This is a genomic window from Paenibacillus hemerocallicola, from assembly GCF_006265175.1.
GTDB classification, from domain to species: domain Bacteria; phylum Bacillota; class Bacilli; order Paenibacillales; family NBRC-103111; genus Paenibacillus_AB; species Paenibacillus_AB hemerocallicola.
The window spans coordinates 66229-81625 of the sequence record NZ_VDCQ01000044.1 but is presented as its reverse complement, the minus strand read 5'-3'; the positions used below and the strand labels follow the sequence as shown (position 1 = coordinate 81625).

Here is a 15397-nt window from a genome sequence, read left to right as displayed (position 1 = left end):
TCAATATGCAGGTATTCCATTTGCCGGGTCGGAAGCTTATGAGAGTCAGATGAGGGACGGGGATAAGCTGGCACGACAACAAATTACTGCGATCAACGCCAGCGGTCGTTCACCGTTGCAGATCGTAGCCGAGAAAGCTGACCAACTGGGTTTAAAGACGAATGCTTCCCTGCGAATGAACGCTGTCTATGATCCTGCAGTAAACGGATTCATGAACGGCGCCGTCTATGCCAACCAAATGCTTCCCTATCGTATGGTGTTGAAGAATGGGACCGTGAATTTCAGGATTGATTACGGGAATCTCGCCGTCCGCGAGTATATAAAAAATGTTCTGCTGGAGGCGGCCGCCTTCCCTGGAGTGGATGGAATCAATCTCGACTTTGGCAGGTATCCGAATATTTTCGGGTATCAATCCGAACTAACCAATGCCTATCTGACACAGTATGGAATTGAGCCGAAAGATGAAACAACCGTTGCTGGGTTGGAACGTTGGGATGACTACAAAGCCGAGGTGGTTACGCAGATGCTGCGCGACCTTAGACTGGCATTGCCGACGAAACAGATCACGGTCCGATTCCCTTACAATGGATACAAACAATACGGGTTGGATATTGATGCTTGGATCGCCGAAGATTTGGTTGATATGATCGTCCCTACTTCCCTCAGTCATGAAGAATTTTTTGATATCGCTCCATTCGTGGAGGCTGTAGAAGGGTCTAATGTTCAACTGTATATTGGCACAACGTATTCATTAAGCGGGCATGACTTGACGAAGGCAGAAGAGGATTTGATCAAGCAAGGTATTCCTGTCAACCGGTCCAGCACGGCAATGAGCGAACTGCAATATCGGCTTAGAGCATACGTTGCCTATCAGGCCGGAGCAGATGGTATTTACTTGTTTAACAACCCGACCGGAAGCATTAGGGATAAAATCGGTGATAAGATCGATATTGAAAAATGGCATCATTTCGCTTACCCTGCCGATTTGGTCACGAATCTGATTGAAGCGGAAGCACCTGTTCCTGGAGCCAACTCAACGCCATTAACACGTGACCTGACGGTTACCACCCAAGTAAACACAGCAGTCGGGGGTACGTTACACGCTGTGGATGCCGATGGAGATCAATTAACGTATAGTCTCGTAGTGAACGGTCAGAAAGGAACTGCGAGTGTGACGGATGTTACCTATGGGACGTTTAGCTATTTGCCCAATTTGGGCCAGACTGGCATAGATACCGTAACGTTTCGTGTATATGACGGTCATGAATACTCGCTTCCGGCTACGATCACGGTAACGATTGAACCGGTTCATGTAAATGGGATGCTATTGTCCGTAGGAAACTTTGCGGAAGAGAACGCGATTCAATCCAGTTTTGCCGTCAATCTGAAGTATCGATTGGATATTATACAACTGCTCTTGAATCAAGGGGCCGGACAACTGGCGGTTGCTTACATGGAGGATTTCAAAAGCTACATCGATGATCCATCCGTTCGAGCTCAGCATCTGATAACCACCACGGCTGCAGAGGAGCTTGGACAGCAGGCGAATGCATTCATTCTCGCACTGAAAGCCATGCAGGTATGATATTAGCCAAAGGATAATGATAGGCAAGAATGAACTTTGACGAAGATGAGAGGAGCATGAGTACAAATATGAAGGTGAGAAAAAAGCTATATGTCGAATCCCCGGATAAAAAAACGACAGATCTGAGATCGCAACGTTATGTAGACAGTACGGGACTTAGGAGAGTGGAACGTAAGAGCTTGCAAGGTGAATCGGATTGGAGCAATGCAGCATTCGAGCGATTCTCCGATGATAACGGGCGAACCTGGGGGGAATGGCAAGATGTATACAGCAGAAGTGTTGAGGCGAAAGGCGAAGACGAAATGGCTACTTATAATGGGGAAGAGGCATTCAATCCTCACTTCGGGCATTTTGTATCCGTTGACATGCGCAGGGTTTTCTTTGACGGCCATCATAAGGCCTATAAGCGATTTTGGGGACATGGCGAAGCAAGTTTTGTCGACCACAGCATGCTATCGATAAGAAAAGAGGGAAGCGATGAGCGAACAACCGAATTGATCAAGTATGAGGAAGGCGCCGATTTTGATCCGGATAACTGGAGAAACCCGGCATATACCAACAACAATCGGGCCTATTTGGGTTTAGGTGTCGATGTTCTGGAAAACGGCGAAATTATATTTCCGATTGGCGCTTCCATGCACGCCTGCTTGCGTATTCGCGACCTTGGCGCAACTGAGATTTTCCCCTCTTGTTCCGAAATCATGAACGGCCTGATTGTTGTTCGCGGCATATTCAATGAATCTCGCGGGCATTATGACCTTACGTTCTCCCGACCGATCGTGATCAGCGACTTAAAATCTTCCAGAGGGGTAGATGAGCCGGTCGCCGTTATGCTGCCGTCGGGCCGGATCTTGGCGGTGTTCCGCGGGTCCAATTGGGAAAACAAAAATTGGAACACGCGCATCGAACCTGGAACGCCTGCGCATAAGTGGTACTGTTATTCCGATGACGGGGGAAGAACGTTCACCGACCCTGTGCCGTGGCATTTTGACAATCGGGAGGTGTTCTACTCGGCAGCGACCATTTCCGCTTTTGTCAGGAGCATAAAGAACGACAAGATCTACTGGATCGGCAATATTTCCGATCATGCAACCTATGGCAACTTCCCCCGTCATCCGCTCATCATTGCTCAGGTAGACGACCGCGGTTTGCTGATGAAGGACACGCTTACAACGATAGATAAGCGGGAAGAGGGTGATTCCGATAAGCTTCAGCTATCCAACTTCAACATCATACAGGATCGCGAGACCGGAATGATCGAGGTATACCTTGCAAAGCTTGGTCAACGGGAAGGATATACATGGTGGGCCGACTGTTATCGATATTTTATCGATGTTGAATAATTGCCTGATGAAGCCCCGGGTTACCGGGGCTTTTCCGGCCGCTCTGCCGCTGATCATCCTGTTCTTGCTGTTCCAAAAGAGCTTTATTAACGAGATTGCCCTTGGTTCGGAGAAGTAGTGCGATTTACATTTGAAAGGATGGAGAACATGACCAATTTATCACACGCCGAGTTGTTGAAACTTAAACGTTGGAACACGCCTACGATTTATAACGGTTGGGAAATCATTACCAGAAGTGACATCACCCGGGGATTTAATCTGGAAGAGACAAGGGATTTCATGCCGCATATGGGCACCATGGTCGGTTATGCCATTACGGTTGTAATTGAGCCAAGCAATCCGAACCATCGCAAGGCAAATCCTAACGCCGCAAGTGAATATTTCCAATATGTTGCCAGTATTCCCGGTCCGAAAATTGTAATTGTTCAGGATTTGGATAAACCATCTGTCATAGGATCGTTTTGGGGAGAGGTAAACAGCAACACTCATCGTGCGCTTGGCTGCGTCGGAACAATTACAGACGGAGCAATCCGGGATGTCGATGAAATGTGCAATGCCGGTTTTAAGGCGATTGCCCGCAGGACATGTGTCGGGCATGCTTACAGCACGCCGGTACAATGGGGAGTTGAAGTAGAAGTGTTCGGTTGCAAAGTGAAGCCGGGACAACTTGTTCATGCCGACAAGCATGGTTTTATCGTAATTCCGGAAGAGGATGAGGCGCGATTGCTGGAAGCGACACTCTTTATGGATGCAAACGAGTGCCAGACCGTCATTCCTGCAGTTAGAAGCGCCACGGGTTTGAGCGTAGAGCAACTGCTTTCAGAAATCAATCAAGCGGGAAAACAATTTGGTGAGAACGTCAGGAACAAATTCCGCGCTTCTGGCGAGTGGTGATTGGATTAATGCAAGCCAGAAAGGGTCGCGGTAAAATGCTGCGGGAGGATACGATAGAAACATACTGCGCTTGACGAAGCGGAAGGCTCCGCACCGGGCGAGGCAGAGCGATAAACCCGGGTGGCGCTGCCGGAATTTTTGAAAGAAGCGCGGATTCGACTGATGGATACCACAGTGGCGAATATACAGGCATTTATCAACGGAACGACTGTCAACCGGGTTTGTAATTGTACTGCAAGCCTCGACGAACACCGAGAGGATATTATTGAAATAGCCTCTCGGAATTTCTTTATCAGTTGGACAAATTTCCCAGCGCATCACATAAATTCGGATGATCTCTTGCTACTTTCATATACAGCTTTTTCAAGCATAATCGCTGGCCATTTAAGTGACAGCGCTTGTTATCGTTCTTAACCATGTCGATCATCTGTAGCCTGCGGCTGATCACTTCTTGAATCAGCGGAGCCTATGTAAACCAGCTATCTATCAGCACATACGATGCAGAAGCGCCGGCTTGAATGGCGGCATGCATGGTATCGATGATCAGAATGGCTGTGGCCGAGCTGCTGCTGGATTTTCCTTAAAAGGAGACGCTGCCGTGAATGAAAAAAAGCCTATATATTCGTCTAACCTCGCCATTAGAAACGCAGTCGTCGACGACGTCGATACGCTGCGCGACGTCTTTCGCCGTGCGTCGCTGACAATCGAGGGCGACCGGGACCTCATCACCATTCATCCTGAGTAAATATGACGTTGGGGATTTATTTTCTGGCCGGTTTTATCAGATGGCGATAAAATGATGGATCCAGCAGTATATTCAAGATAATAGTTGGAGTCAGGCCGCCTACTTTGCAGAGGACAATGTGTTTGTCGACTGCTATGTAGATCCGGACCGGGAGAAGTGCAGACGAAACATATCCGTTGGATTGGATCCAAGACGCCAACGCGGCGGCTGCCGGGCACGATGGACATAAGGATCGCAGTAATGCACAAGGGAAGCAGCCGTCCCCAATCCGGGCAGAAGCCAGACCTTTACTCTGCCGCCGCCCGGAATATGGTTCGTTACCGGCATTGCGACCTCGACGTTCGGCGGACGGAGCAGTGGCGAAGCGCTTCATCCTTTTTCGCGGGCGGGTCTCCGTTGCGCGTTGCGGCGTCTCTAGGCGGTTGGTTAAGACTTAGTGTACGAGGACTTCCAACTCCGATTGAATATATGCTGCATACCGCCGAGCCTCCTGCGACAAATAAGCATCCGTTCCCCGGTCGGCGTTATAGGTGACGAATGCAGGGAGAAATATGCCGTTGCAGCGGGTAATCGTACTTTGGATCGGCCGCAGCAATTCATCAACCGTGAACCAGTTGTCTCCACCCGCACGGTACCCGTTTTCCGAGCCGCCCGCCGTCGTGGCGACGATAAATGATTTGCCTTTCAGATGATCTCCGCCCGATCCGAAAGCCCAGCCGTACGTGAATACGTCGTCAAACCACTTTTTCAAAAGCGGAGGGCAGCTGTACCAGTAAAAGGGGAACTGAAAAACGATCCGGTCATGCACCAGCAACAATTGCTGCTCCTTCTCCGCATCAATCCGCCAGTCGGGGTACATTTGGTACAAATCGCGAACATAAACGCCGGCATGGCGGGCAAGCTCTTGCGTAAACGCCCGGTTGGCGCGCGATTGTTTCAGGCTCGGGTGGGCTGCAATCACCATAATGTTCATGTTCATCTTCCTCTCAATTCAGTGTTCGTCATTGACACCCCCAATTATGGTGTGGAATCTTGCGGTTGAAAAGTACGCATTTTATTCGTACTTAGTCCTGTCGAGCGTACGTTAGACGCCGCTTGGCCTGCGGAGTCGGTATCATAAACCGTACCAAGTACGAAATTTGGTAGTACTGTTTCAAATCCGCATTCTCTGTTACTGTAAAGATAAGAATAACGGACAAAGGCGAAAGGCTGGGGAGCGGGGACATGAGAGGGAGCACGCACGAACCGAATACGACGCAAGGAATTTTGACGACGCTGCAGGTGATCGGAGGCAAATGGAAGCCGCTCATCCTGTTCATTTTGTTGAATCAGGGAACCAAACGGTTCGGGGAGCTGCGGCGGCTGCTTCCGAACGTTACGCAGGGCATGCTGACGAATCAGCTCCGCGAGCTGGAGCAGGACGGGTTGGTCGTACGCAAGGTGTATCAGGAAATTCCGCCGAAAGTCGAATATTGTTTGTCAGAGCATGGGCAATCGTTAAGCGGCGTGCTGACTGACATGTGCGGCTGGGGCTATAAGCATATCGATTACATGAATGAAACCGGTTGACCCTAAGGAAGTGCAAATGCCGTCACGACAAAGCAAGCCGGCTTGCACCCGCAGGCGGGTGAGCAGCTGTCAAAAGAAAATAAAGTTTTAGACCGGCGGAGGGCATTAAGCTAACGGGCAGAATTCAACAATCAAAACCTTGACTCTTCCGTTGCGGAAGACAGTACAATTCAAGGAGAGAGGAGGAATAATAGGATGGACACGTTAATTAGTATAGGAGAAATGTCCTCGAGTATGGGGATTTCAATTAGGGCAATCAGATACTATGAGGAAATCGGGTTATTAGTCCCAAGTAAAACATCGGAAAACAATTACCGTTTTTACAGTGATTTGGAGAAGGGAAAACTAGGAATCATTCTGATTCTTAAAAAAATGGGACTTTCTCTCCGAGAGATTAAAACTGTATTTAATGGGATTGAACCGGATTCATTCATCCATTTGTTGGATGAACACATTGAGCGACTTCAAAAAGACAAAGCGGAGATACTTCTTAAGCAAGAGGTCTTGGAAACTGTATTGTCCCACTTCAAAGGAGATCCGTTGGAGGCCCTTCGGGAGGTTTCAATGAAAAAGACAGATGAAATAAATGATCTGCTTCGGACGAAATCTTTAGTCAAGGTAATAGGGGTAGGATGTCATATAAATGTATTAGAGGGTTTGAAGTGTGCGGACAAAAATCTAGAAATCATACATATCGGCTATGAAGAAGAACCATTATCAAACTCCAGGTTTAGCAAATCCATTCAATTACAAGGATCTTCTTATGAAATAGGCATTCAAGAAGAAATTCACCGAGTCAGGAAAGCAATTGAAGACGCTGAACTTTTGTTTATTCTTACCCATGTCGATAATGGTATTGCTTCAACTATTGCACAAGAAGCACAGAAATTAGGTATTCATACTGTTGGAATAATAAACGATTCCCCAATGGGAAACGGAGTCAATCACCGTGTTCAAGAATTAATAAATCATGTCGATCTTTTGTTTGATTTCTCGGAAAGCACCTCTAATTCCCATGAGGACATAATTGTAGACTCAGTGGTATACTTATCATCACTTATTTTAAAAACTCATATCCATATCCGTGATATTCAAACTCTTATTAAGAAGAAGGGCAGGGCTTATCTGAGCTTCGGAAGGGCATCCGGTTTGAACAAAATAGCCGCCGTAATGGAACAAATATTTTCAAATTCATTCCTTCATAAAAAAGTCATTGAGGATACCTCATGTGCATTATTGAATATTACAGCTTCAGACGATCTGACAATTCCGGATGTTGATCAAGTCTTAAACATTGTAAGGAACAAAATAGGATATAAAACCAATCTAATTTTCGGAACTGTTATTGATAATGAAGTAAATGACGATATAATAGTAACTTTGATCCTAACAGGTTTCGACAAGAAAGAGGAATCATCTTCAGATGAGAATGTAGAAACGCTTATAACCAGGAAGCATGTAATAGTGTAGGAATACCGATTGCATTTGTTAGACGTTTAGCATTGCATAAGGCTTTAGGCCAATTACTCTCGCAAAGCCAACTAACCGAACACATTTGAAGACAGTTTTAAGCAACAAAGCTGGTGATTACCCGGTTTGTCGAAAGAGTACCCAGGTCAGTTTTATTGCGCTCCCAAATAAATTAATGTTAAAAGTGTCAGATGGAAAACCTGTTGCAGAGGGTTATAATGATTTCGTCATTAAATTATGATAAAAACACAATTTGTTAAACTAAAGGTACGAGAGTTCAATTGTTACATGACGGCAGCCGGTTTGCGATCGGCTGCCTTTCTCAACGATACGAACGGGCAGAATAGCGAAGTAAACGCAAAAAAAGGTTGCCGACTTTCTCAGCAGCCTCTTTCAAGGGCAATATTGCTACTCTTGCTTTAAGTTAATGATACCAAAGTGACAACTGAAAAAACAGACTGTTTTATCCAAAAAGCATATGTTAAACTCTTGCCTGAATAGAGGTAAGGGAGATGATGCTCTTGTCAGAAGGGTATGAAGCTACTAAGGAGCTTAGGGATTCTTTATCCCATGTACTGTGGATAGGCGGTGCTTCGGATTCGGGCAAGAGCACTGTTACGCGTATGCTCGCAGAACGGCATCGCTGGCAAATTTACCCTTGCGATTTCCATGAGCATAACCATTTCATCGCTCGTGCCGATCCTGCGTTACATCCCGCGATGTACAGAGGGTTAGGTAAGACGATCGACGACAATTGGGTATACACCACACCCGAGGCCATGTTTCGCGATATCCTCACCACCAACGACGAGCGATTCCCCATGATCTGCGAGGATCTTCAGGCCATGCCCAAGTGGCCCAAAATCTTGGTGGAGGGCCCTCGACTCTTTCCAAAACTGGTTCAGCCGCTACTCTCGGATATCCATCAGGCAATTTGGCTATTGCCGACCGAGGAGTTTGCCCTAGAGTCAGCCGCCAAAAGAGACAAACCACAACTGAGAATTAGATCGAGCGATCCGGTACGATTTCAGAGCAACTTTTTTGGTCGAGAAGCTCTTTTGAGGGATTATCTCCGTCAAGAGGTCATATCACGTGGATTACCCTATGTCGAAGTGGATGGCTCAGATTCTGTAGATGAGGTGGCGAGAAGGGTAGAGGCGTACTTTGAGACGTATGTGACATCCGGTGAAGCTACGGAGAAGTAAGTTGGCAACTTGCAACATGTTGCAAATATTTTTCAACAAACGGGAAACGATAGTTGAATACTGACATTGCGGCAGCCTAACACTAAAATTGGCCGTTGCCGTTGAAGTAACAGAGGCTTTAAGAAATATAAAGGAAGAATTAAAGGAGGAGCATGCAATGGACAAGGTAATACCTTTCTTAATGTTTCAAGATGGCAAGGCAGAAGAAGTGATGAACTTTTATACATCGATCATTGAGGATTCTGAAATTACAAGCATTGTTCGATATGGCGCTAATGAAGCTGGAAAAGAAGGAACTGTATTCCAAGCTACTTTCACATTAAAAGGACAGGAGTTTATGTGTATCGACAGTAATGTCAAACATGCATTTTCCTTTACACCTTCGTTCTCGATCTATGTTGCTTGTCATACTGAGGAAGAAATTGATGAGCTTTATGGGAAACTTAAAGAAGGTGGACATGTTCTAATGCCATTAGGTAATTATGGGTTCAGTAAAAAGTTCGGTTGGCTGAATGACCGCTTCGGAGTCTCATGGCAAATAAATTTTGTCTAAATAAAATAAAAGCTAGTTCAATAACTGGGTACGGTAATTCAATAAAAACGCAGAAGCAGCCGATCTTTGTGGTCGGCTGCTTCATTTACGTTAACGGGCAGCGCCCCGGTACCGGATCTTTTTGTGGAGCCGGGACAAGTGACCATGTTGTTTCCCGGTGAAGAGCCGTTCGGGACGCTATCGGCTCCGGAGATGATCGATCGAAATGCACGACTGAATTATTGTTGACACTGAGCGTTACCGTAAAGAAACGAGAACGATCCCCCTTTTTTAGGAGAATCGTTCTTGCCTCAAGGACTCCGATATTTGTATGCAGTCCATAGGCAGAATCGACTATAATACTATTGATTAAGCTCATTTTCTGAACCTTGAGGTGAACTCGATGCTGCGCAGTTCCAATATTTCTAAGACGGCTGGACTCATCTACGCCACCGTATTCCTCGTCATCATCTCGATCACCGTGCTGCTCTCTTATCTCAATACGACTCGCAGCTTGAAGCAGGAGCTGGTCAATTCCAACGCCGTTTCTGCTGCATCAGGTGATGGATAAGACAGAGATGATCCTGCATGAAGTGGATAAGGATGTGCTCAGCTTATTACAGGAGCCGGAGCTCCGCAGCTTCTCAGACATCATAGGCGCTGGCAGCAGCAGTCTGGAGCAGCTGCAGAAGCAGAGCGATCTGATGAAGAAGCTCGATATTATGATGAACGCCAATCCGCATATTCACTCGGCCTATCTATATTCTTACGGGCAGCGGATGTACTTGACGCCCAGTACCGCAGCGCCGGAATCCGTCTTCTTCGACAACGAGTGGAGGGAGCGCTTCGATAACTACGAAGGCTATTACAAGTGGCTCGGCCTGCGGACGGTGGAGGACAAGCTGGCCATGCACCCGGTAAGCAAGCAGGTGCTGACGATGGTACGCTCCTACCCGGCCATCAGCAGCCCTTCGTTTCGCAAAGGCGCATTGGTTGTCAATATCGATGAGAGCATGATTTACAATTTGTCGGTGAATGATGGACTTAGACAATTGGGGCAAGCCTTCGTCATTGACGGAAACGGACAGGTCATCGCGCATGGCGATAAAAGCATACTAGGCCAAAATATTAGCTCCCGGGAAGAAATGAAGAAGATTATGAGCAGCGGCGGGGAGGGCAGCTTCGCACAGACCGTCGACGGGAATCCCAGTCTGGTGTTCTACGCGTCATCCAAGTATACCGGCTGGAAATATGTCAGCATCATCCCGGACGTGCAGCTGAACCGCGAAATATTGACGATCCGCAACTGGCTGCTCTTGATCGCGTTCATAATGTTCGCCCTGGCGGTTGCGGCCGTCTTCCTGGTGAACAAAGTCACCTATCGGCCGATTGTCAGCTTCGTCAGCTCCGTGAACAAGCAGCTGCATTCCCGGACCGGCCAGCCTGCAGGTGCGAAGACCAAGGACAAGGCGATCAATCTGGAAGCGGCCGAGGGCCTGTTCGACAGCTTCCTAACGGAGCACGACCACATGCAGCGGCAGGTCCGGCAAAATATACCGGCGATGAAGTGGAGGCTGATCTCGGACATCCTGATGGGCTACAGAACGCGATTCAGCGATGTAGAGCCTTCGCTGGAATGGCTGGATATCCGGCTGTATTCGTCCCACTACATCGTCATGTCCGCGGAGTTTGACCAGAAGTCGCTTATCTCCTCCAAGGATCTGCAGTTGTACACGTATGCCTTATGCAATGCAGCCGAGGAATTGACCAATGCCGAGAGCCGAGGGGCCGCGGTGGAGATGGTCGATGGCCGGATCGTCATCCTGATCAGCTTCGAACAGGAGGACCGGCAATCCAATATGCTGAGAGCGTTGTCGGCTGCGGATCTAATTAAGACCTTCGTGCAGGAGCAGCTCAAGATGACGGTCACGATTGGTGTGGGCCGACAGTACGAGCGGCTGGACGAGCTGTCGAAGTCTTACCGGGAGGCGATTGACGCGCTGCAATACCGAATGCTGCTCGGTGCGAATCATGTGATCTCCATCGAGGATATCGAGGATTACAGCCAGCAGCAGTTTTACCGCTTGTTCGACCTCGCGGATGCGGCGCTTGATGCCGTGAAGGCTGGGGATGACGGAGGGGTAGCCAAGAAGCTGGAGCTGCTGTTCCAGCAGGCGCTTCAGGAGAGTGTCCCGCCGAAGCTGCTCAAGCAGATCTGCCTGCAGCTCGTGCTGCGGTCCTTGAAGGTGGGATCGGATATCGGCCTGGATGCCGCGTCGATAACCGGAGGAGACGCCAAGCTGTACGAGCAGATCGAAGCGGCGGAGAATGCGGCAGAGGTGAAGCAGGATATTACCCGCTTCTTCCGGGAGCTGCTCACCCGGATTACTGAGAAGCGGAGCCAGCGGGGCAGCAATGAGACGATCGAGCACATCATTGACTACATCGCGAACAACTACCAGCGAAGCGGTCTGTCCATGAATTTGATAGCGGATACATTCCAGCTTAGCGTCCCTTATCTCAGTAAGATTTTCAAGGAGTATACGGAGAATAACTTCACCGATCATCTTATTCAGCTGAGGATGAATAAGGCGAAGCAGCTGCTCTAGGAAGGCGGGGCGAAGGTGGCCGAGATCGCCGAGCAAGTGGGCTACGCCAACTCCCACAGCTTCATTCGAATCTTCAAGAAGGTGACGGGGGTTACCCCGGGAGAATACCGGGAACAACTCATTTTGGAGCGAAGCAGAACAAACGTCCATGATCTTAACAAAGGTAACCTGGCGAAAAGCGATCTATAGCCGATCATATGAAGAAGTGTACATTTCCACAGCAGCCCGTGTGGAGTAGGATGAGAACATCACCGAAGAGATAGTCGAGGAGGGGTGTTCATGAGCGGGAGGCTGGCGGAGGCTTATGCGTCTTCCTATCCATCAAGCCGAGCCAAGCCGTCGGGGCTGTGGAAATCGATCAAGCGGGACAAATATTTGTACCTGATGCTCATTCCGGTGGTCGCTGCTGAGTGAGGTAAGGAACGAGAGATTCAGGCGGCTCGTGCAAAAGTATCTTCTAATCATTCAGGAGGCTTAGGGTATGCAGTTCCGAAGAGAGAAAAAGAGGGTATGGGGCGGTCTGGCGATCACGCTCGGCATGGCGGGTCTGTTATCCGCTTGTAATGAGGGGAAGCTGACGGATGCAGTGCAAGGCGATCTGCCTAGGGAGCTTAGTATCTCCATGTTTGATCGAGGACGCGTTCCTGCGGAAGAGGGCTCCTATGAGCAGAACCGATGGACGAAGTGGATTAACGACAATTCGGGAATCAAGGTCAAGTGGGTTCCGATTCCGCGCAGTACGGCGCAGCAGAAGCTGAACACGCTCTTCGCAGCGAACGAAGCGCCTGATCTCATCTGGGAGTATGACCGGAACTATATTGCCCTGCTGGCTTCTCAAGGAGCGCTTCAGCCGATCGATGCTTACATCGAGAAGTACAGCACCTCCTATAAGAAATATTTGAGCGAGCACCCCGAGCTGAAGCCTTATCTGACCATTGATGGAAAAATGTATGCGGTTGCAACAAAACGCGGGGTTGACTCCATCGCCAATCAAGGAATGTGGATTCGCAAGGACTGGCTCGACAAGCTTGGCCTGCCGATGCCGAAGACGGATGCCGAGCTATTGAGCGTCGCCAAGGCGTTCGTGGAGAAGGATCCGGACGGCAACGGGAAGAACGATACGCTGGGCTTTGCCTTCAACACCCAATTCAAGAGCTATCCGTCGGCGATGTATGCTTCCAGACAGGACACCTGGTATGTCGAGGACGGACAGATGCAGCTAGGGCGTCTGACGAGCAGGTATTCCGATACGCTGGCGATGGCGAAGAAAATGTATGACGGCGGCATGGTGGATAAGGAATACATCACAGACAAGAGCTATCGGCGGGAGCGTCAGCTCTGGGTAACGGGCAAGGCGGGCATTTATTTGGGCTCATGGCACATGGATGCCGAATATCGGGATTTGAAGATGAACGTGCCCGGCGCCCGGCCCGTCCCCCTCGAATCGGTTTCCACCAAATACGGGAAGTTCGGCTTGCTGCAGGAGGCTCCGGCTTCAATGCTCATTGCCTTTAATAAATCAATGAAGAATCCAAAGACTGCCGTCGAATTCCTCGATTGGATGGTCGATAAGGGGTGGTACACGTTAAAATTCGGCGCGGAGGGAGTTCACTACAAGAAGACGGATACCGGCATTCAAGCGCTCGATGGAGAGAAGAACAAGAAAGAGCTGGAGTATGCGTACGAGTACCCGATCGTGAACAAGTGGAATCCGCAGACGGAGGATTTGGTGAAGATGGCGGCCGGCGATCCCCTGTCTCAGGAATATGCCAAGCTGAAGGCGCTGGGGCTGGAAACGGCCATGAAGAACAAATTCCGAAGCGATATTCCTTACGCCCCTTCGTTCCCGGAATTAAGCTCGTTTCTTGCCGAGTTCAATCCGAAGGCGGATGAAATCGATAATAAGGTCATTATGGGCGGGGCTGAGTTTACACCGGAGTGGGGTGCGGCGGAGCTGCTGAAGGAATGGAAGCGGCTGAGTGGGGATGTAGTATGGAACCAAGTGCAGGCATGGTATGAGCAGAATAAGAGCAGTTTTTAATTTAAAACGTGGAGGGTATTCATTTTATGAAAAAAAGGGTGTTCGCAGCGATTCCGATGGTCATGATGATGGGGCTGACCGCCGCATGCGGATCGGGCTCGACAAAGGTTCAGCCGGCGGCGGGGGATGCCGCACCGAAGCAGGAAGCGCGCCAAGAGCCGGTGACGTTGAAGCTGTATACGTACCAGAATTTTACCAATGACGAGATGTTCAACGACTATATCGTCGAGCCGCTCAAGAAGAAGTACCCGTACATTACGGTTCAGCTCATTCGCTCGCAGTCCGGCGGTATGACTGTCCCCGGTATGCTCGCTGCAGGCGATACGCCCGATTTAATCAACGGCTGGCAGGCCGAGATTAAGACGCTGGAAAATTATCATTTGGTCGGAGACATGGCTCCGCTCGTGAAGCAGAACAACCTGGATTTAAACCGATTCGAGCCGGTGGCGATCGATGCGGTCAAAGCGTTATCCGAGAAGGGCGAGCTGTACGGCATTCCGTACAACCAGCAGTTTAACGCGCTGTATTACAATAAAGACATCTTCGATAAGTTCGGCGTAGCCTATCCGAAGGACGGCATGACCTGGGATGATGCGATCGAGCTCGGAAAGAAAATATCGCGCATAGAGAACGGGATCCAGTACCGCGGTCTGGCCTATGAGCACATCTCTCGCTTGTCTTCCTCGCTCTCCCCGAACGTGGTGGATCCGAAGAACCAGAAGGCGAATGTTAATAACGATTCTTGGCGCAAGGTGTTCCAACTGGGCAAGGACATCTTATCCATTCCGAACAACATGCCGCCGAAGGTCGATGCAGGGGACACGGATGCATTCTGGAAAAATAAAACGGTCGCCATGTACGCTACTATCAATATGCTCGAGAGCGCGAAGGATGCGATGGATAAAGGCTTGAATCTGGGCGTCGCACAGTACCCAAGCTACAAGGAATTGCCGAACACTTACGGCTATCTCGACGCCCACTTCATCGTGGTCACGCCGCAGAGCAAGAACAAGGACGCCGCCATGAAGGTCGTCGAAGTAATGACCTCCGATGAAGTGCAGCTGAAGGTCGCCAGGAAATATGGCAAGTTCTCGCCGCTCAAAAATCCGGAGATAAAGAAGCAGCTCGGTGCGGATATGGCACATCTGAAGGGCATTGATCTCCAATCGATTTTCAAGAGCAAGCCGGCCGCAGGGATGGACTTCTCGAAATATTATGTGGAATCCAGAAAGAAGTTAATGGCCGAGTATGTGAATTTTGCTGGCGGAGCTGTGGACTTGAATACCGCCCTGCGCAACGCGGAAGAAGGAATTAACAAGTACATCGCCACGGAGCAGGCGAATGAAAAATAAGAGGGATGCCTCTGCGAGGCGTGTTTGGTGACAGCCCCGAATGTAAGCGCAT

The 15397-nt window shown here is 49.1% G+C and carries 15 protein-coding genes and 1 pseudogene; 14 read left to right on the top strand and 2 right to left on the bottom strand.

Features of this window, described 5'->3' with window-relative positions; translation table 11 throughout:
• The 3 genes from FE784_RS26080 to FE784_RS26070 all read left to right on the top strand — a co-directional run.
• Positions 1-1585: FIMAH domain-containing protein (locus tag FE784_RS26080; protein WP_176706523.1), on the top strand; the 1585-nt coding region annotated here is incomplete at its 5' end.
• 68 nt (positions 1586-1653) lie between these two features.
• A complete protein-coding gene (locus tag FE784_RS26075) occupies positions 1654-2928 on the top strand; it encodes a sialidase family protein (protein ID WP_139605193.1) in 1275 nt (424 codons plus the stop codon).
• 147 nt (positions 2929-3075) lie between these two features.
• Positions 3076-3822 (top strand): RraA family protein, encoded by a 747-nt coding sequence (locus FE784_RS26070; RefSeq protein WP_139605192.1) that lies wholly within the window; start codon positions 3076-3078, stop codon positions 3820-3822.
• A 352-nt stretch (positions 3823-4174) separates the two neighbouring features.
• On the opposite strand, the pseudogene FE784_RS42950 reads toward FE784_RS26070, so the two are convergent.
• A pseudogene (locus tag FE784_RS42950) lies at positions 4175-4345 on the bottom strand (IS4 family transposase); the annotation flags it as partial.
• Between FE784_RS42950 and FE784_RS42055 the strand changes: the two are divergent.
• Positions 4337-4567: a hypothetical protein gene (locus FE784_RS42055; protein WP_246132179.1), complete on the top strand. Its 231-nt coding sequence runs from the start codon at positions 4337-4339 to the stop codon at positions 4565-4567. The pseudogene FE784_RS42950 and the gene FE784_RS42055 sit on opposite strands and share 9 nt — an antisense overlap.
• A 433-nt stretch (positions 4568-5000) precedes the next feature.
• Here the strand turns inward: FE784_RS42055 and FE784_RS26055 are convergent, their stop codons facing one another.
• Positions 5001-5540 carry an NAD(P)H-dependent oxidoreductase gene (locus FE784_RS26055; RefSeq protein ID WP_139605191.1) on the bottom strand — a complete coding sequence of 180 codons (540 nt, stop codon included), beginning with the start codon at positions 5538-5540 and terminating at the stop codon, positions 5001-5003.
• A 251-nt stretch (positions 5541-5791) separates the two neighbouring features.
• On the opposite strand from FE784_RS26055, the gene FE784_RS26050 reads away from it, so the two are divergent.
• From FE784_RS26050 to FE784_RS26015, 10 genes are all read left to right on the top strand, one after another.
• Positions 5792-6136, top strand: a complete 345-nt coding sequence (locus FE784_RS26050) for a winged helix-turn-helix transcriptional regulator (RefSeq protein ID WP_139605190.1) — start codon at positions 5792-5794, stop codon at positions 6134-6136.
• Positions 6137-6331: 195 nt separating this feature from the next.
• Complete coding sequence (locus FE784_RS26045) at positions 6332-7606, top strand: MerR family transcriptional regulator (RefSeq protein ID WP_139605189.1); 1275 nt, start codon at positions 6332-6334, stop codon at positions 7604-7606.
• A 521-nt stretch (positions 7607-8127) separates the two neighbouring features.
• Positions 8128-8811, top strand: coding sequence for a hypothetical protein (locus FE784_RS26040; RefSeq protein WP_139605188.1), 684 nt, complete (start codon positions 8128-8130; stop codon positions 8809-8811).
• 157 nt (positions 8812-8968) lie between these two features.
• Entirely contained in the window at positions 8969-9364 is a 396-nt protein-coding gene (locus tag FE784_RS26035; protein ID WP_139605187.1) for a VOC family protein, read from the top strand.
• A 382-nt stretch (positions 9365-9746) separates the two neighbouring features.
• Positions 9747-9914 carry a hypothetical protein gene (locus FE784_RS41130; protein WP_176706522.1) on the top strand — a complete coding sequence of 56 codons (168 nt, stop codon included), beginning with the start codon at positions 9747-9749 and terminating at the stop codon, positions 9912-9914.
• Between the two features lie 7 nt (positions 9915-9921).
• Entirely contained in the window at positions 9922-11952 is a 2031-nt protein-coding gene (locus tag FE784_RS26030) for a cache domain-containing protein (protein WP_176706521.1), read from the top strand.
• Positions 11953-11967: 15 nt separating this feature from the next.
• Positions 11968-12141, top strand: a complete 174-nt coding sequence (locus FE784_RS26025; RefSeq protein WP_139605185.1) for a helix-turn-helix domain-containing protein — start codon at positions 11968-11970, stop codon at positions 12139-12141.
• Between the two features lie 90 nt (positions 12142-12231).
• Positions 12232-12366: a hypothetical protein gene (locus FE784_RS42475; protein ID WP_281287161.1), complete on the top strand. Its 135-nt coding sequence runs from the start codon at positions 12232-12234 to the stop codon at positions 12364-12366.
• A gap of 67 nt (positions 12367-12433) precedes the next feature.
• Entirely contained in the window at positions 12434-13993 is a 1560-nt protein-coding gene (locus tag FE784_RS26020) for an extracellular solute-binding protein (RefSeq protein WP_139605184.1), read from the top strand.
• 26 nt (positions 13994-14019) lie between these two features.
• Complete coding sequence (locus FE784_RS26015; protein ID WP_139605183.1) at positions 14020-15345, top strand: ABC transporter substrate-binding protein; 1326 nt, start codon at positions 14020-14022, stop codon at positions 15343-15345.
• Positions 15346-15397 lie beyond the last annotated feature (52 nt).